The sequence below is a fragment of the uncultured Nitratireductor sp. genome (assembly GCF_913053745.1).
Classification (GTDB): Bacteria; Pseudomonadota; Alphaproteobacteria; order Rhizobiales; family Rhizobiaceae; genus Nitratireductor.
Map to the genome: position 1 here is coordinate 1 of NZ_CAJXGF010000107.1, position 16,071 is coordinate 16,071.

The following is a 16,071-nucleotide window of genomic DNA, read 5'->3' on the forward strand; positions in this document are numbered from 1 at the left end:
GAGCCTGCGCACAGCCCAGATGGACTCACCACCATGCAGCTGGCCTCCCTCAAAGCTTCCCGGTTCTTCGTTTGTCTTCTTGCGGCTTCTGCCGCCCGGAAAGCGGTCGCAAAAACTATGCGGTCTTTGACCGAAAAATCAACACTCTAGGGCCAAGTTGCGCGCGCGACCTCCCAGATCGCGCGCCTTTTTCAAGCCCTTGCAAACTCTCCTGATGATTTCCCTCAACTCACTTCATGGTCGGGATGGAGAACTCCGCCCCTTCCTTGACGCCCGAGGGCCAGCGCGAAGTCACCGTCTTGGTCCGCGTGTAGAAGCGGAAGCCGTCGGGACCGTGCTGGTTCAGGTCGCCGAAGCCGGAGGCCTTCCAGCCGCCGAAGGTGTAGTAGGCCAGCGGCACGGGGATCGGCACGTTCACGCCGACCATGCCGACGTTGATGCGGTCGCAGAAGTCGCGCGCCGCGTCGCCGTCACGGGTGAAGATCGCCGTGCCGTTGCCGTAGGGATTGGTCATCGTCATGTCGACGGCATCGTTGTAGGCCTTGGCGCGCACCACGGAGAGCACGGGGCCGAAGATCTCTTCCTTATAGATGTCCATGTCGGTGGTCACCTTGTCGAAGAGGCAGCCGCCGACGAAGAAGCCGTTCTCGTAGCCCTGCATGGTGAAGCCGCGGCCGTCGACCGCCAGCTCGGCGCCCTGCGCCACGCCGCCGTCCACCAGGCCCTTCACGCGGTCGCGCGCGGCGGCGGTCACCAGCGGGCCCATGTCGACGTCGTCGCCGGCGGTGTAGGGGCCGATCTTCAGGCTCTCGACCCGCGGCACCCGGCGCTCCATCAGGGCGTCGGCGGTCTTCTCGCCCACCGGCACGGCGACGGAGATGGCCATGCAGCGCTCGCCCGCCGCGCCGTAGCCGGCGCCCATCAGGGCATCGACGGCCTGGTCCATGTCGGCGTCGGGCATGATGATCATGTGGTTCTTGGCGCCGCCGAAGCACTGCACGCGCTTGCCGTTGGAACAGCCGCGGCCGTAGATGTATTCGGCGATCGGGGTGGAGCCGACAAAGCCGATGGCCTGGATGTCCGGGTGATCGAGGATCGCGTCGACCGCTTCCTTGTCGCCGTTGACGACGTTGAAGATGCCTTCGGGCAGGCCGGCCTCGATGAAGAGTTCGGCAAGGCGCATCGGCACGCCCGGATCGCGCTCGGACGGCTTCAGGATGAAGGCGTTGCCGCAGGCGATCGCCGGTGCGGCCTTCCAGAGCGGGATCATGGCCGGGAAGTTGAACGGCGTGATGCCGGCAACGACGCCGAGCGGCTGGCGGTCGGTGTGGGTGTCGATCGCCGGGCCGACATGGCGCGAGAATTCGCCCTTGAGAAGGTGCGGAATGCCGCAGCAGAATTCGACCACCTCGATGCCGCGCTGAACCTCGCCGACGGCATCGGCGTGGGTCTTGCCGTGTTCGGCCGAGATCGCCGCGGCGATGCGGTCGGTGTTGGCGTCGAGCAGTTCCTTGAAACGGAACATGAAGCGGGCGCGCTTCAGCGGCGGCATGTTCGCCCATTCGGGCAAGGCGAGCTTGGCCGCGGCCACTGCCGCGTCGAGCTCGGCCGCCGTCGACAGCGGCAGCACCGCCGACTGCTCGCCCGTCGCCGGATTGAACACGGGCGCAGAGCGCTCGCTCGACGAGGGCGTGAGGACGCCGCCGATGATGTTGGAGATGGTCTCCATCAGGGTCTCCTGAAAACGCGCGGCTTGGCTGCCGCTTCTTGTCGCCGGGGTCTAGTCCAGCTTCTTGAGAATGCCACCCAGCGTCTCGAAGATACGGTCGATTTCCGCTTTCGAGATGATCAGCGGCGGCGACAGGGCGATGATGTCGCCGGTCGTGCGGATCAGCAGGTTCTCGTCGAAGGCCTTGAGGAAGGCGGAGAAGGCCCGCTTGGTCGGGGACCCTGCGATCGGCTCCAGCTCGATGGCGCCGACGAGACCGCAATTGCGCACGTCGATGACGTGCGGCAGGTCCTTCAGAGCGTGAAGCGAGTCCTCCCAGTATTGCGCCAGCTCGCCACCACGGGTGAGCAGGCCCTCCTCCTCGTAGGTGTCGAGGGTGCCGAGGCCGGCCGCGGCGGCCACCGGATTTCCGGAATAGGTGTAGCCATGGAAGAACTCGATCATGTGCTCGGGGCCGTTCATGAAGGCCTCGTAGATCTCCTTCTTCACGAACACCGCGCCCATCGGGACGACGCCGTTGGTCACGCCCTTGGCGGTCAGGACGATGTCCGGGGTCACGCCGAAATAGTCGACGGCGAACGGCTTGCCGAGACGGCCGAAGCCGGTGATGACCTCGTCGAAGATCAGCAGAATGCCGTGCTTGTCGCAGATCGCGCGGAGCTTCTCGAGATAGCCCTTCGGCGGCACCAGCACGCCGGTCGAGCCCGCCACCGGCTCGACGATCACCGCCGCGATGGTGGAGGGATCGTGCAGGGTGACGATGCGCTCCAGTTCGTCGGCATATTCGGCGCCATGCTCCGGCTGGCCGCGCGAGAAGGCGTTACGCTTGATGTCGTGGGTGTGCGGCATGTGATCGACACCGGTCAGCAGCGTGCCGAACATCTTGCGGTTGGCAACGATGCCGCCCACCGAGATGCCGCCGAAATTGACGCCGTGATAGCCGCGCTCGCGGCCGATCAGCCGGAAGCGCGAGCCGTCGCCCTTAACCCGGTGATAGGCAAGCGCGATCTTCAGCGCCGTGTCGACGCTCTCCGAGCCGGAATTGGTGAAAAACACATGATCCATGCCCTCTGGCGCCATGGCGGCAAGCCGATTGGCGAATTCGAACGCGATGGGGTGGCCCATCTGGAAGGCGGGCGCATAGTCCAGTTCGGCCGCCTGTTGTTGGATGGCCTCGGTGATCTTCGGCCGGCAGTGTCCAGCGTTCACACACCAAAGCCCGGCCGTGCCGTCCATGATCTTGCGGCCATCCTCGGCCGTGAAGTGCATGTCCTTGGCGGCCACCAGCATCCGTGGCGTTTCCTTGAACTGCCGGTTCGCCGTGAACGGCATCCAGAACGCGGATAAATCGTTCGGCCTCTTGTTGAGCCTGTCGAGCATGACCAAGCTTCCCCTGATTGTTGTTTCGCTCGGCTTGTCCCGGCCAATGCTTGGTGCTTTGCGCGAAGATATGCTACGCAATTTTTGACCGTTTGGACAAACGTTAACACCGCCGTGTTGGCGGTCAAGGGGATAGTAGGGAAATGTCCATGCGCTTGCGCATTCCACAGTGGACTAATCGGCTGGACCAATCGCGCGATCCGAGAGGTGGCTGCGGGGTTAAGGGGCGCCGTTCTTGCGCGCTGAATCCCGAATTTGAAGCCGATGGAACAGCCTTCTGATGGACAAACCTGCCGTGCGCCCCAAACGAACACGCATACAGCGCGAAAAGCGCGAACTCATCGGCGAAGCCGCGCTCGAGGTTTTTTCCCAGCACGGTTTTCGCGGCTCCACGATCGACCAGATCGCCGATGCCGCAGGCATGTCGAAGCCCAATCTTCTCTATTATTTCAAAAACAAGGAGGAGATTTTTGCGACATTGATTCATCGTCTCATGGAAACCTGGCTGGCGCCGCTGCGGGAGATGGACGCCGCCGGCGATCCGCAGACGGAAATTCGCTCCTATATCCGTCGCAAGATGGAGATGTCGCGGGATTTTCCGCGCGAAAGCCGGTTGTTCGCCAACGAGATATTGCAGGGTGCGCCACGCATTCTGCCGCTGCTCGAGGGCGAGTTGAAAGAACTGGTTGATGAGAAGGCGGCGGTGATTTCGGCGTGGATGCGCGAGGGACGGTTGAAGAAGAGCGACCCTCATCACTTCATCTTCGCCATCTGGGCGACCACCCAGCACTATGCCGATTTCGACGTGCAGGTGCGTGCTGTGTTGGGTGGAAAACGCAGCGGTGAGGGGCGTTTCGAGGATGCCGCGCGGTTTCTGGAGGGACTTTTCATCGGTTGAGTTTGAATGGTTCCCGTTGGCATGGAGCCGGGGCGTTCGAACCGGATGGGGAATGCGCCTCCGTCATTGCGTATCCGCGGCGCGAAAAACCGCGAACTGCCCATCAAAGGCACGCTGATAGGCGGGACGGGCTTTTCCCCGTTCGACGAATGCCGACAGGTTCGGATATCGATCCAGTATGCCGCTTCCCTCGAGGCGGCGCAGGACACATACCATCATCAGGTCGCCGACGCTGAAAGTGCCATCCAGCCATTCGGCATCGCCGAGACTGGCCGATAGGTCCCGTAGGCGGACATGCACACGCTCGTTCAGCATCTCGAGATGTTCTTCGAACCAAGAGCGGTTGCGCTCGGTGTATGTTGCCGTTTCGCGCTCCACGATGGGCGGCTCCACCGTGTTGAGAGCGGCGAACATCCAGGTAATTGCCCGCGCCCGGGCGTGTTCGTCTTCGGGCAGAAGGCCCGACTGTTTCTGCGCGATATGGAGGACGATTGCGCCCGATTCGAACAAGGTGAGGCCGTCTTCCTCATAGGTGGGGATCTGGCCGAAGGGATGAAGCGCCCGGTATGCGGGCTTTTTCATCTGCTTGAAGGAGACGGTGCGGATATCATAGGGCTGCCCGACTTCCTCGAGTGCCCATCGCACCCTCATATCGCGTGCATGCCCCTGTCCACGATCGGGAGAATTCTCGAAGACGCTTATAATGGGAGCCATATTCTTTCTCCATGCTCACAGACTGTTCGTACCCCCCAGGACGAAACCGTTCCGCAAATTCCGACATGCCGTCGGATGCAAGGCTGTGAAATGTGCCCTGATGAATACGCCCTTCAATGTGACACAATCCTTCCCATATTCGGCTGACGTCTTGTCAGATCAACGGGGTCCGCCCATGCGTATTGCCTCTTTTGTCTCTTCCTTCCTTCTCGCCGCATTCATCGCCTCTCCCGTGTCCGCCGAACAGGTGGGGGAGATCGGTGTCGATTGGCTCGGCAACGACATCATTATCGAGGCCGTTCACGATCCCAAGGTGGAAGGCGTGACCTGTCATGTCACCTATTTCGATCGTGGCGTCATCGACCGTCTGCAGAAAGGCAACTGGTTCGAGGATCCGTCCAATTCCTCCATCTCCTGCCGCCAGACCGGCTCCATTGTCATCGGCGATATAGAGCTCGGCGAGGATGGTGAGGAAGTGTTCAAGCAGCGCCAGTCGCTGATCTGGAAGTCGGTTGTCGTCAAGCGCATTTATGATGAGAAGAACGACACGCTGATCTATCTTTCTCACGCCCGGCAGGTTCAGGACGGTTCGGCTAAGATGGCGATTTCCACCGTGCCGCTCTACGGGCAGGCCGCGGTATGGAAAAACAAGGAATAGGCTGAGTGCCGTCCGGCCCGACGGTGTGCTGCGGTCAATATGGGCACCACCAGTAGAGCCTTTGCACGCAGTTGCCCTGGGCGTCGCCGAAGGCGTGGTAGGTACGTTTGAAACGCTTTTCGTCGATGCCGAAAAGGGCTGCGACCTCCGCAATCTGGAAGTCGTTCAATCCTGCCTTGGCCAGATCCCCGAAATAGATTTTTGAGACAAAACCGCTTTCGTCGAAATCCAGGCAATGACGAAAAAAGGAAATCTCCTCATTGCTCAAGACAGAAAGATGCGATGAATCGAGCTTTTCATCGTCTCCGCAGAACTCGTCGAAATCTTCCAGAGAGCTGATCATGACTGTCCTCCCAGCGTCGTTGCAGCGAGAAATGCACGATCAGGTTAATCTCTTCTTGGTTGATCTGTCACCCCAAATAAAACGTTTCTCCGCCAGCGCTTATCCATCCAGATAGGCGTAAGCGCCCGTCGCCGTGAAGGCGAGGCGGGTGTCGCCCTCGGCCCGCATCTCCACCCGCACATAGGCCATGCGCCTCCCGTTCGACAGAACCTCGACCCGGATCGCCACCGGACCAGGCTTCAGCGGACGGATGAAATGGGTGGTCATATCCACTGTCGTGCATGTGCGGAAACGGCCATTGGCGGCGGAAAGTGCCGCCACCGCACATGTATCGGCTGCCGACGCGGTCGCCTGTCCACAGATAACGCCGCCCGCATGCGCAAGGTCCGCGTTTTCCGGCAGGCGGAAATCCACGCCCGTTTCGTCGGCTGAAAGCGCTTCTATTTCAAGGGTCGCGATCCATGGCGCGAACACCGTTGCAAGCGTGTCGCGCGCGGCCTTGAGGCCCGCCTCTCCGGTCGTCGTTTCGCTCATCTGTTCTCCATCTGCGAAAAAGCGTTACGAAATATTGCAAGTTTTATGATTTTTTGTTACGTATTGATTGTGGGCCGAAGCCCCGCCCTGAGCCGCGCGTGAGCATGGAGGACGAGCGATGTATAGCCAAGGGCTTATCGGTGCGAAAACCGATACCATGGAAGACGAGGCTTTTCTTGCCGCTTTTCAGGCGCGGGTTGACGCCGAAGAGAAGATCGAACCCAACGATCCGATGCCGGAAGGTTATCGCAAAACGCTCGTGCGTCAGATTGCGCAGCATGCGCATTCCGAGATCGTCGGTATGCTGCCGGAAGGCAACTGGATCACGCGCGCGCCGTCGCTGCGTCGCAAGGCGGCACTGCTTGCCAAGGTGCAGGATGAGGGCGGTCACGGGCTCTATCTTTACTCCGCCGCCGAAACGCTCGGCGTGTCGCGCGAGCAGATGACCGAGGAGCTTCTGTCCGGCAAAGCGAAATACTCTTCCATTTTCAATTACCCGACGCAGACCTGGGCCGACATAGGCGCCATTGGCTGGCTGGTCGATGGCGCGGCCATTATGAACCAGATCCCGCTCTGTCGGTGTTCCTACGGTCCTTATGCGCGTGCCATGATCCGCGTGTGCAAGGAAGAGAGTTTTCACCAGCGCCAAGGCTACGAGATCATGATGACGCTGGCACGTGGTACGCCCGAGCAGAAGGACATGGCGCAAGATGCGCTGAACCGCTGGTGGTGGCCCTCGCTCATGATGTTCGGTCCTTCGGACGGCGACAGCCAGCACAGCGACCAGTCGATGAAGTGGAAGATCAAGCGCTTCACCAATGACGAACTGCGTCAGAAATTCGTGGACGCGACGGTGCCGCAGGGCGAACTCATCGGCCTGACCTTCCCCGATCCCGATCTCAAATGGAACGAGGAGAAGGGTGGTTACGATTTCGGCGCTATCGACTGGGACGAGTTCTGGCGCGTGGTGAAGGGGCACGGTCCCATGAACCGCGAGCGTGTCGCAGCCCGGCAGAAAGCTTGGGACGATGGCGCCTGGGTGCGCGAGGCCGCCCTTGCGCATGCGCAAAAGCGAACCGCCCGCCGCGAAGCGGCGAAAATGGCTGCGGAGTGAACCACATGACGAAGAACCTGATTCCCCTTTGGGAAGTTTTCATTCGCCCGCGCAACGGGCTTGCCCACAAGCATTGCGGTTCGGTGCACGCCGCCGACGAAGTTATGGCGTTGCAGGCCGCGCGCGATGTCTATACGCGCCGCGGCGAGGGCACGTCTATCTGGGTCGTTCCGTCGGCGGCGATCACCGCGTCGGACCCGGAAAACAAGGACGAGAACTTCGAGCCGGCCCTGTCGAAAGTCTACCGCCATCCGACTTTTTACGACATTCCCGAAGATGTGGGGCACATGTGATGGCTGGCACTGCGGCTGTTTCCCGCGAGGCGCTGACGGCGTTTTTGCTGCGCCTCGCCGACGATCATCTCATCCTCGGCCACCGGCTTTCGGAGTGGTGCGGCCACGCGCCCATGCTTGAGGAGGATCTCGCCATGCCCAACATGGCGCTCGATCTCATCGGTCAGGCGCGGTCGCTCTATCAGTATGCTGCCGAAGTCGAGGGCAGGGGTCGTGACGAAGATCAACTGGCTTATGTGCGTCGTGAGCGGGACTATGTGAATTGCTTGATGGCCGAGCGCCAGAATGGCGATTTCGCTCACACCATGCTGCGTCAGTTCTATTTTGCCGCTTTCATGCAGCCGCTCTGGCAGGCCGTGACGTCATCCACCGACGAACATTTGGCCGGCATCGCCGCCAAGGCCGAAAAGGAAGTTGCCTATCACATCCGCCACGCCGGTGAATGGGTTGTGCGTCTCGGCGACGGCACGGAAGAAAGCTCGCGCCGCATGAAGGCCGCGGTCGAGGCGCTGGCGCCCTATGTGGACGAGCTTTTCGAGAGCGACGGTGTTTCGCGGGCGATTGCCGAAGCCGGCATCGCGCCCGATCCGTCCACGTTGCGGCCTGCCTTCGACGCCATTGTCGGTCCGGTGTTCGCCGAAGCGGGGCTCGACTGGGTGGAAACGCCTTATGGCCAGACCGGTGGCCGTCAGGGCCGCCATGGCGAGGCGCTGGGCTTCCTGCTTGCAGAACTGCAATACATGCAGCGCACCTATCCGGGGATGAGATGGTGATGGGCGAAGCGATGATGAGCACCCAGTCTTCTCAGTCTGCGGTGCACAGTGCGCGGCGGGCAGGTGAAGTGCGAAGCCGCGAACGCGCTTATCGTGCCGCCGCTGCTGTGGTGGATCCGGAAATTCCTGCCGTCACCATCGCCGACCTGGGCATTCTGCGTGGCGTCGAGATGGAAGGCGATGTCGCCGTCGCCTGCGTCACACCAACCTATACGGGGTGCCCCGCGGTGCTTGCCATCGAGCTTGCGGTGGAAGCGGCTTTGCGCAAGGCGGGGTTCGAGCCACGCGTCGAGCGGGTCATTTCGCCTGCCTGGACGACCGACTGGATAACAGAAGAGGGGCGCGAGAAGCTGCGCGCCTATGGCATTGCGCCACCGGCGAATGCGTCCAACTCCATCCGGGCCCTGTTTGGCGAAACGGAGGTGGCGTGTCCGCGTTGCGGTTCGCTGGAGACCGCGCGGGTTTCCGAATTCGGTTCCACGGCCTGCAAGGCGCTTTATCGCTGCGAGCGCTGCCACGAGCCCTTCGATTATTTCAAGTGTATCTGACTGACCCCAGACCGAGGTGACCATGGCCCCGCGTTTTCACGATTTGAAAGTGGCCTCCATCGAGCGCCAGACTCCCGATGCCGTGGCGATCGCCTTCGAAATTCCGGCCGATCGGGTGGAAGCCTTCGCTTTCACGCCCGGCCAGTATCTGACGCTTGCCACCGATATCGACGGTAAGGAAGCCCGCCGCTCCTATTCCATCTGTTCCGCGCCCGGCGATCCCTATCTGCGCGTCGGCGTGAAGAAAGTGGCCGATGGCCGCTTCTCCACCTTCGTCAACGATGTGCTTTCGGTCGGCGACACGATCCGCGTGATGCCGCCGCAGGGTCGCTTCACCGCGCTCAAGGGCGAGCGCCACGATTACCTTCTGTTCGCCGCCGGCTCCGGCATCACGCCGATGCTCTCCATCGCCCGCACGGTTCTGGCTCACGAGCCCGACAGCACGATCACGCTGGTCTATGGCAACCGCTCCACCGAGACGATCATGTTCCTGGAGGAACTCAACGACCTCAAGGACCGCTACATGGGCCGCTTCACGCTGATTCATCTCCTGTCGCGCGAAACGCAGGATGTGGAGCTTTTGAACGGTCGTATCGATGCAGAGCGTGTTGGCGAGCTGGCCGCTGGCGGGCTTATCGAGCCCGCTGCCATGGATGGCGTGTTCCTGTGCGGTCCTGGCGAGATGATCGACGCGGTCTCCGGCGCGCTTCAATCCATGAATGTCGAGCGCGACCGCATTCGCTTCGAACGCTTTACCCCGTCTGGCGAAGCGCCGGCGCCGCGCAAGGCGTCCAAGGCCGCGCGCGAGGCGGTTCAGGAAGGCGTTGCCATTGAAGTCGTGGTCGATGGCGTGCGCCGCAGCTTTTCCATGCAGGATGCCGATGGCACGGTGCTCGACGCTGCCCACAAGGCCGGCATCGAGCTGCCTTATTCCTGCGCCGGCGGCATGTGCTGCACCTGCCGTTGCCGCGTGGTGGAAGGACAGTCGGAAATGGCGGTGAACTTCTCGCTCGAACCCTGGGAAGTGGAAGCCGGCTTCACGCTCGCCTGCCAGACGCGCCCCACGGAGAAGAAGCTGATTCTGGATTTCGACGCCGCTTAAAGAACACTGGTGTCGAAGCCCGAGGCGACGAAGTCGAACACCAGCTTCGCGTTCAGTGCGACGATGATGAGCGCGATCAGTGCCGCGGTGGCAATAAGCCATGGAGGTGCGCGCAGGGCACCCATTTTGCGCCGATCGGCGGTAAACTGCACCAGCGGCACCACGGCAAAGGAAAGCTGCAGGCTGAGCACGACCTGCGTAAGGATCAACAGCCGTCCGGTGCCGCTTTCGCCGTAATAGATGGTGACGAGCGCTGCCGGAACAATGGCTATGGAGCGCGTGATAAGCCTCCGCATCCATGCTCTGATCCGCAGGTTTATGAAACCCTCCATCACGGCCTGTCCGGCCAGTGTGGCGGTTACGGTGGAGTTCAGACCGCTGCATAGAAGCGCGATGCCGAACAACACCGGTGCAATGGCTGAGCCAAGCAGTGGGGCAAGCAGCGTATGCGCCTCGCTGATCTCGGTCACTTCGGTGCGCCCCGAGGCGTGGAAGACCGCGGCGGCAAGAATCAGGATCGAAGCGTTGATCAGCAGAGCGAACATCAGTGCAGCCGTCGAATCGATGGTGGCAAAACGCAGTGCCTCATGCTTTTCCTCCGCGCTTGCGCCCCAGGCTCGCGTTTGCACGATGGCCGAGTGAAGGTAGAGATTGTGCGGCATTACCGTCGCCCCAAGAATGCCAAGCGCCAGATACAGCATGTCCGGATCGGTCACGATGTTCGTGGTTGGCGCAAAGCCACGGATAACGGCACCCCAGTCGGGATCGGCCAGGCCGATCTGGACGGCGAAGCAGACTGTGATCACCGCGAGCAGCGTCATGACCAGCGCTTCGAGATAGCGAAAGCCGACCCGCTGCAGATACAGGATCAGGAAGACATCAAGCGCGGTGACGACGACGCCGATCTCCAGCGGCAGCCCGAAGATCAGGTTCAATCCGATGGCCGTTCCCACCACCTCGGCGATGTCGGTGGCGATGATGGCTGTTTCAGCAAGCAGCCAGAGTGGATAGGTGGTCCACCGCGGATAGGCATCCCGGCATGCCTGGGCTAGGTCGCGCCCGCTTGCGATGGCAAGCCTGGCGCACAACGCCTGCAGGATGACCGCCATGATGTTTGATACCAGCGCGACGATGAGCAGCATGTAGCCGAATTTGGAACCGCCGGCGATGGACGTCGCCCAGTTTCCGGGGTCCATATAGCCCACGGCCACCATGTAGCCCGGCCCGATGAAGGCGGCGAACCGACGGATCCGGCTTGCCGAGGGGCGGACGGAAACCGTGCGGTGAACGTCGGACAACGGGGCGTCGCCGCGTGCGTTGCGCCAGCCTGTGTCCTCGCCAGCTTGTGTTGTCATTGAATTCGTGGGGCGGCCGAGCACTGTAATTTCGCAATTGAGAATGATTTGCATAAGCAATAAATGGACCTATAAGGCGACACAAGTGACCTATGGCCGCAGGGGCGGTGTATTTTGCCGTGTTCCTGGAATCCGCAGACAGTTTCGCCTTGCGGTTCACTTAGGGATGAGGGCCGCGGAATGGGCGGTGTGCGGTGAGTAAAGCCGCGGAGATCGGGAAACCCGTTCTGCTAAAGTGAAGCGGCGGTTTACAGTGATAAGCGAGTTGCTTATCTCCGATCAAAAGGAGATCGCTTATGGGACTTTGGATCGCTGTCGGCATAGGCATGGGTGCCGCCATCGGCACGGCGCTCGACAATATTGCAATGGGCATCGGGATAGGCATCGCCATTGGCGCCGGAATAGGCGCCGCCGTTTCGTCCAAACGCAAGGACTGACCCTCAGCGCTTCTCGCGGATATCCGTCAGTGTCTTTGCGGGCGTGATCGCTTCCGGGTCGAGCCGGATTTCGATCAACGCCGGCTTTCCGCTCGCTTGCGCGCGTTCGAATGCACTCGCGAAATCGCCGGTTTTCTCCACCGTCTCGCCATGCCCGCCATAGGCGCGGGCGAGGGCTGCGAAATCGGGGTTGTTGATCGAGGTGCCGGAAACGCGGCCGGGATATTCGCGCTCCTGATGCATGCGGATCGTGCCATAGATGCCGTTGTTCACCACCACCACGATGATCGGCAGGTTCTCCTGCACGGCGGTGGCGAATTCCTGACCGTTCATCATGAAGCAGCCATCGCCGGCAAAGGCGAGCACCGGTCGTTCCGGAAAGAGTGCCTTGGCGGCCACCGCCGCCGGCGTGCCATAGCCCATGGAACCGGAGGTCGGCGCGCCTTGCGTGGCGAAATGGCGGAAGCGGTGAAAGCGATGCACCCAGGTGGCGTAATTGCCCGCGCCATTGGTGAAGATCGCATCGTCCGGCAGAACGCTTTCGAGATGTTCCATGATCGGCCCCATCTGCACCGCGCCGGGGCCGGTCTTCGGCGGGGTCGACCAGTCGAGATAGGCCTGATGCAGGCGTTCGGTCTCCGCCGCCCAAGAGGCGTCGCCCGGCGCAAGAGCGGCAAATGCCTCTGCAAAAGCGGCTGGCGAAGCGTTGATCGCGAGCGTCGGGCGGTAAACGCGGCCCAGTTCGCCGGCGTCGGCATGGACATGCACCAGCTTCTGGTCGGGATAGGGGCTTTTGATGAGCGTGTAGTCGGAGGAGGGCATTTCGCTGAACCGGCCGCCGACGAGCAGCACCAGATCGGCCTCCTTGATTGCCGCCGCAAGCCTCGGGTTCGCGCCGATGCCCACATCGCCCGCATAGGAGGGGTGCAGATGGTCGAACAGCATCTGCCGGCGGAACGAGCAGCCAACGGGTAGGGACCACGCTTCCGCCGCTTTCTGCAAGTCGGCCACGGCCTTCTCGTTCCAGCGTGAGCCGCCGAGAATGACGAAGGGACGCTTGGCGCCCTTCAGAAGCGCGGAAAGCTCCTCCATCTCGGCGTTGCCCGGTCGTGTTTCGACCGGCGTGAAGGGTCGTGGTGCGGGCGCATCCACCATGTTCGTCAGCATGTCTTCGGGAAGCGAAATCACCACCGGGCCAGGGCGGCCGGAGGTCGCGACCGAAAAAGCGCGCGTCAGGATTTCGGGAATTCGGCCCGCATCGTCGATTTCGGTGGCCCATTTGGCGATGGGGCCGAAGAAGGCGCGATAATCCACTTCCTGAAACGCCTCGCGTTCGCGGGCATGGCTCGCCACCTGTCCGATGAACAGGATCATCGGCGTGGAATCCTGCATGGCGATGTGGATTCCTGGCGAAGCGTTGGTCGCGCCGGGGCCGCGCGTGACGAAGCAGATGCCGGGCTGGCCGGTCAGCCGCCCGTGGCAGTCGGCCATCATCGCCGCGCCGCCTTCCTGACGGCACACGATGTTGCGGATTTTTGAATCGTGTAGCGCGTCGAGTACCGCCAGGTAGCTTTCGCCGGGTACGCTGAAAATGCGGTCGACGCCATTGGCTTCAAGGCTGTCGACGATGAGCTGGCCGCCGGTCTTCATTCGCTGTCGTCTCCGATTTCGCGCAGGATTTCTGCCGTGTGTTCGCCAAGCCGGGGGCTTGGCCGTTCATAGGAAAGCGGGGTTTTGGAAAGGGCGATGGGCGCGCGCACCGAGGGCAACGCCGTGCCGTGTCCGTCATTGAGAGAAAGCCGCATGCCGCGCGCCTTCACCTGCGGATCGTCGAACATTTCCTCGATCGTGTTGATCGGGCTTGCCGGCACCGCATTGGCATCGAACCGGCCGAGCAACTCGCTCTTCTCCCACCCCGCCAGGGCGGCGACGACGCGTTCGCGCAGAGAGTCACGGTTGGCCACGCGCGCCGGGTTGGTGGAGAAACGCTCGTCTTCCGGCAAATCGTCCAACCCGACAATCTTGCAGAAACGCTGGAACTGGCCGTCATTGCCCACGGCGAGGATGATATGCCCGTCCTTCACCGGCAGCACTTCATAGGGCGCGATGTTCATATGGGCGTTGCCCATTTGCACCGGGCTGTTGCCGGAAACCAGATAGTTCATGTTCTGATTGGCGAGGACAGCGATCTGGCTGTCGAGCAGCGCCATGTCGACGTGTTGGCCCTCGCCGGTCGCTTCCGCATGGCGCAGTGCGGCCTGAATGGCGATCACGGAGTAGAGCCCGGTGAAGATGTCGCTCACCGCCACGCCCACCTTCTGCGGCTCGCCGCCCGGCGCGCCGGTGATGGACATCAGGCCCGACATGCCTTGAATGATGAAGTCGTAGCCCGCGCGCGGCGCATAGGGGCCGGTCTGGCCAAAGCCCGTGATCGAGCAATAGACGAGGCGCGGATTGATGGCTTTCAGGCTCTCATAATCGAGCCCGTATTTCTTCAGTCCGCCCAACTTGAAATTCTCGATCAGAACGTCGGCGGTGGCGATCAGCTTTTTCAGCTTCTCGGCCCCTTCCGGCTGGGAAAAATCGAGCGCGATGGAGCGTTTGCCCCGATTGCATGCGTGGTAATAAGCGGCAGAAAGATTCTCTCCATCCGCACCTTCGACGAAGGGTGGGCCCCATTTGCGCGTGTCGTCGCCGCCGTTTGGGTTTTCGACCTTGATGACATCGGCGCCGAGATCGGCCAGAACTTGACCTGCCCATGGGCCGGCCAGGATGCGCGCCAGTTCGATAACGCGAACGCCCTTCAGGGGTGGGTTGTTCATGATCGCCCGCAGCCCTCCAAAACTCATGCCGTTTTGAGGTAGCAAACCGCTGGGTCTGCTTCCAGATGCGCAGACCGCATTATTTTGGCATTAATTGATGAGTTTTCCGGCCCAGCGGACAAAGTCCTCCATCGCCTTTTCTCGGCCGAGTTCGTTGAGAGATTCGTGCCGAAAACCCTCGTAAATTCTTGTTTCGAGATTCGAAAAGCCGTTTTGTGCGAGCCGTTTTTCAAGTTTGCGCACCGTCTTTCCTCCTTTCGTCGAAGGATCTGTATCGCCACCGACCAGCATGAAGGGAAGCGTCTTGCGGGCGGCTTCCAACGCGGCCTGGTCGGCGGCGTTCAGGCTGAGATCGAAAAGCGCAGTCCATATTCCGATGGAGGCTTCCCAGCCGGAGAGGGGGTCGGCGATGTATTTGTCGACTTCCGTCTCGTCGCGGGACAACCAGTCGGAATCCGTGCGTCGTTCGGGAAAGGCGCGCGCCCAAGTGGCGAAGGTGATCTTCGGCAAAAGTCTGGAGGGAACATCCGAGCCGAGGCGGAACCGCTCCCAGGCGAGAACCGCTTTGCCTGCAAGCGCCTCCGGTCTGGTGGCAAGCGGTGCGTTCCATACCGCCGCGCCGGCGAGACGGTGGCCGTGCCGAAGCGCAAAGTTGACCGCGATCATGCCACCCATCGAGTGCCCGAAAATGATGACCGGCAGGCCTGGGTGTTTTTCGGCAATATGTCGGTGCACCGCCAGCACGTCGTCGAGCAGTGTGTCTGCGTCAGCGTCAGGGCCGATATGTCCGAGGGGTGCGCCAGGCGCTTTCGTTTTCCCGTGTCCTCGATGATCGTGGGCGTAGATCGAAAACCCGCGTTGCGACAGGAAATCTGCGAAACGGGCATAGCGGGCGGCATGTTCGGCAACACCATGGTTGATCTGCACGGCGGCGCGAGCTTTTCCGGTCGCCCGACGTTCGAACAGGCGCAGATCCGCGCCGGTCGGCGTCATGAGCCGCGTTTCAGCATCGAAGCTCATCTTCCCTCCCCACGGCGGATTGCCCCGCCGCTTCGTTTGGCCTACATACGCTGCGCAACAGGTTCCCCCAATTCGAGTGAGACGGAGCGCGACGAGCCACATGGCACGCCAATTCATCTACCACATGTCCGGCCTCAGCAAGGCCTACGGCTCCAAGAAGGTCCTTGAGAACGTTCACCTGTCCTTCTACCCGGACGCGAAGATCGGCATTCTCGGTCCCAACGGTGCGGGTAAATCGACGGTTCTCAGGGTCATGGCGGGCCTCGACAAGGAGTTCACGGGCGAGGCATGGCTGGCCGAAGGCGCGACCTGCGGGTATCTGCCGCAAGAGCCCCAGCTCGATCCGGCCCT

General features: G+C 61.7%; 18 protein-coding genes. 9 read left to right on the top strand and 9 right to left on the bottom strand.

Annotated features, from left to right (window positions below):
* Positions 1–229 precede the first annotated feature (229 nt).
* Together QZ638_RS16330 and QZ638_RS16335 are read right to left on the bottom strand one after the other, a co-directional pair.
* Positions 230–1,729, bottom strand: coding sequence for a CoA-acylating methylmalonate-semialdehyde dehydrogenase (locus tag QZ638_RS16330; RefSeq protein ID WP_295812663.1), 1,500 nt, complete (start codon positions 1,727–1,729; stop codon positions 230–232).
* Between the two features lie 51 nt (positions 1,730–1,780).
* Positions 1,781–3,109 carry an aspartate aminotransferase family protein gene (locus QZ638_RS16335; protein WP_295812665.1) on the bottom strand — a complete coding sequence of 443 codons (1,329 nt, stop codon included), beginning with the start codon at positions 3,107–3,109 and terminating at the stop codon, positions 1,781–1,783.
* Between the two features lie 280 nt (positions 3,110–3,389).
* On the opposite strand from QZ638_RS16335, the gene QZ638_RS16340 reads away from it, so the two are divergent.
* Positions 3,390–4,007, top strand: a complete 618-nt coding sequence (locus QZ638_RS16340) for a TetR family transcriptional regulator C-terminal domain-containing protein (RefSeq protein ID WP_295812668.1) — start codon at positions 3,390–3,392, stop codon at positions 4,005–4,007.
* 63 nt (positions 4,008–4,070) lie between these two features.
* Here QZ638_RS16340 and QZ638_RS16345 read toward each other — a convergent pair whose 3' ends face one another.
* On the bottom strand, positions 4,071–4,721 hold the full coding sequence (locus tag QZ638_RS16345) for a glutathione S-transferase family protein (RefSeq protein ID WP_295812671.1): 651 nt from the start codon (positions 4,719–4,721) through the stop codon (positions 4,071–4,073).
* Positions 4,722–4,896: 175 nt separating this feature from the next.
* Between QZ638_RS16345 and QZ638_RS16350 the strand changes: the two genes are divergently transcribed.
* Positions 4,897–5,379 (top strand): CreA family protein, encoded by a 483-nt coding sequence (locus tag QZ638_RS16350; RefSeq protein ID WP_295812674.1) that lies wholly within the window; start codon positions 4,897–4,899, stop codon positions 5,377–5,379.
* Positions 5,380–5,413: 34 nt separating this feature from the next.
* Here QZ638_RS16350 and QZ638_RS16355 read toward each other — a convergent pair whose 3' ends face one another.
* Entirely contained in the window at positions 5,414–5,722 is a 309-nt protein-coding gene (locus QZ638_RS16355; RefSeq protein WP_295812677.1) for a hypothetical protein, read from the bottom strand.
* A gap of 99 nt (positions 5,723–5,821) precedes the next feature.
* Positions 5,822–6,256: a PaaI family thioesterase gene (locus QZ638_RS16360; protein WP_295812680.1), complete on the bottom strand. Its 435-nt coding sequence runs from the start codon at positions 6,254–6,256 to the stop codon at positions 5,822–5,824.
* Positions 6,257–6,374: 118 nt separating this feature from the next.
* Between QZ638_RS16360 and paaA the strand changes: the two genes are divergently transcribed.
* From paaA to paaE, 5 genes are read left to right on the top strand one after another with little or no spacing between them, the layout of a single operon-like run.
* Complete coding sequence (paaA, locus tag QZ638_RS16365; RefSeq protein WP_295812682.1) at positions 6,375–7,370, top strand: 1,2-phenylacetyl-CoA epoxidase subunit PaaA; 996 nt, start codon at positions 6,375–6,377, stop codon at positions 7,368–7,370.
* A 5-nt stretch (positions 7,371–7,375) separates the two neighbouring features.
* The gene (paaB, locus tag QZ638_RS16370) at positions 7,376–7,663 is read left to right on the top strand and encodes a 1,2-phenylacetyl-CoA epoxidase subunit PaaB (RefSeq protein WP_295812684.1); all 288 of its coding nucleotides are present in this window, start codon (positions 7,376–7,378) and stop codon (positions 7,661–7,663) included.
* Entirely contained in the window at positions 7,663–8,436 is a 774-nt protein-coding gene (gene paaC, locus QZ638_RS16375) for a 1,2-phenylacetyl-CoA epoxidase subunit PaaC (protein ID WP_295812687.1), read from the top strand. The genes paaB and paaC overlap by 1 nt, the downstream gene beginning before the upstream one ends.
* 14 nt (positions 8,437–8,450) lie before the next feature.
* Entirely contained in the window at positions 8,451–8,984 is a 534-nt protein-coding gene (paaD, locus tag QZ638_RS16380) for a 1,2-phenylacetyl-CoA epoxidase subunit PaaD (protein WP_295812705.1), read from the top strand.
* 22 nt (positions 8,985–9,006) lie between these two features.
* Positions 9,007–10,086 carry a 1,2-phenylacetyl-CoA epoxidase subunit PaaE gene (gene paaE / locus QZ638_RS16385; RefSeq protein WP_295812688.1) on the top strand — a complete coding sequence of 360 codons (1,080 nt, stop codon included), beginning with the start codon at positions 9,007–9,009 and terminating at the stop codon, positions 10,084–10,086.
* Here paaE and QZ638_RS16390 read toward each other — a convergent pair.
* Positions 10,083–11,441, bottom strand: coding sequence for an Nramp family divalent metal transporter (locus QZ638_RS16390; protein ID WP_295812689.1), 1,359 nt, complete (start codon positions 11,439–11,441; stop codon positions 10,083–10,085). The two genes, paaE and QZ638_RS16390, sit on opposite strands and share 4 nt — an antisense overlap.
* Positions 11,442–11,737: 296 nt before the next feature.
* On the opposite strand from QZ638_RS16390, the gene QZ638_RS16395 reads away from it, so the two are divergent.
* Complete coding sequence (locus tag QZ638_RS16395; RefSeq protein ID WP_295812691.1) at positions 11,738–11,878, top strand: hypothetical protein; 141 nt, start codon at positions 11,738–11,740, stop codon at positions 11,876–11,878.
* Positions 11,879–11,881: 3 nt separating this feature from the next.
* On the opposite strand, the gene QZ638_RS16400 is transcribed toward QZ638_RS16395, so the two are convergent.
* The 3 genes from QZ638_RS16400 to QZ638_RS16410 form a co-directional block, all read right to left on the bottom strand.
* Positions 11,882–13,528: a thiamine pyrophosphate-binding protein gene (locus QZ638_RS16400; RefSeq protein ID WP_295812694.1), complete on the bottom strand. Its 1,647-nt coding sequence runs from the start codon at positions 13,526–13,528 to the stop codon at positions 11,882–11,884.
* Positions 13,525–14,700 (bottom strand): CaiB/BaiF CoA-transferase family protein, encoded by a 1,176-nt coding sequence (locus QZ638_RS16405; RefSeq protein WP_295812696.1) that lies wholly within the window; start codon positions 14,698–14,700, stop codon positions 13,525–13,527. Before QZ638_RS16405 ends, QZ638_RS16400 begins: the two co-directional genes overlap by 4 nt.
* Before the next feature lie 90 nt (positions 14,701–14,790).
* A complete protein-coding gene (locus tag QZ638_RS16410; RefSeq protein WP_295812700.1) occupies positions 14,791–15,720 on the bottom strand; it encodes an alpha/beta hydrolase in 930 nt (309 codons plus the stop codon).
* A gap of 100 nt (positions 15,721–15,820) precedes the next feature.
* Between QZ638_RS16410 and QZ638_RS16415 the strand changes: the two genes are divergently transcribed.
* Positions 15,821–16,071, top strand: a 251-nt coding sequence (locus tag QZ638_RS16415) for an ATP-binding cassette domain-containing protein (RefSeq protein WP_295812702.1), incomplete at its 3' end; no start/stop codon positions are given.

Bases quoted from the DNA above. Each gene is read 5' to 3' on its own strand.
- QZ638_RS16340 (WP_295812668.1), top strand. From the start codon at position 3,390: ATGGACAAACCTGCCGTGCGCCCCAAACGAACACGCATACAGCGCGAA.
- QZ638_RS16345 (WP_295812671.1), bottom strand. From the start codon at position 4,721: ATGGCTCCCATTATAAGCGTCTTCGAGAATTCTCCCGATCGTGGACAG.
- QZ638_RS16405 (WP_295812696.1), bottom strand. From the start codon at position 14,700: ATGAACAACCCACCCCTGAAGGGCGTTCGCGTTATCGAACTGGCGCGC.
- QZ638_RS16360 (WP_295812680.1), bottom strand. From the start codon at position 6,256: ATGAGCGAAACGACGACCGGAGAGGCGGGCCTCAAGGCCGCGCGCGAC.
- QZ638_RS16355 (WP_295812677.1), bottom strand. From the start codon at position 5,722: ATGATCAGCTCTCTGGAAGATTTCGACGAGTTCTGCGGAGACGATGAA.
- QZ638_RS16410 (WP_295812700.1), bottom strand. From the start codon at position 15,720: ATGAGCTTCGATGCTGAAACGCGGCTCATGACGCCGACCGGCGCGGAT.
- paaE (WP_295812688.1), top strand. From the start codon at position 9,007: ATGGCCCCGCGTTTTCACGATTTGAAAGTGGCCTCCATCGAGCGCCAG.
- QZ638_RS16335 (WP_295812665.1), bottom strand. From the start codon at position 3,109: ATGCTCGACAGGCTCAACAAGAGGCCGAACGATTTATCCGCGTTCTGG.
- paaD (WP_295812705.1), top strand. From the start codon at position 8,451: ATGAGCACCCAGTCTTCTCAGTCTGCGGTGCACAGTGCGCGGCGGGCA.
- QZ638_RS16330 (WP_295812663.1), bottom strand. From the start codon at position 1,729: ATGGAGACCATCTCCAACATCATCGGCGGCGTCCTCACGCCCTCGTCG.
- QZ638_RS16350 (WP_295812674.1), top strand. From the start codon at position 4,897: ATGCGTATTGCCTCTTTTGTCTCTTCCTTCCTTCTCGCCGCATTCATC.
- paaA (WP_295812682.1), top strand. From the start codon at position 6,375: ATGTATAGCCAAGGGCTTATCGGTGCGAAAACCGATACCATGGAAGAC.
- QZ638_RS16400 (WP_295812694.1), bottom strand. From the start codon at position 13,528: ATGAAGACCGGCGGCCAGCTCATCGTCGACAGCCTTGAAGCCAATGGC.
- paaB (WP_295812684.1), top strand. From the start codon at position 7,376: ATGACGAAGAACCTGATTCCCCTTTGGGAAGTTTTCATTCGCCCGCGC.
- QZ638_RS16395 (WP_295812691.1), top strand. From the start codon at position 11,738: ATGGGACTTTGGATCGCTGTCGGCATAGGCATGGGTGCCGCCATCGGC.
- QZ638_RS16390 (WP_295812689.1), bottom strand. From the start codon at position 11,441: ATGACAACACAAGCTGGCGAGGACACAGGCTGGCGCAACGCACGCGGC.
- paaC (WP_295812687.1), top strand. From the start codon at position 7,663: ATGGCTGGCACTGCGGCTGTTTCCCGCGAGGCGCTGACGGCGTTTTTG.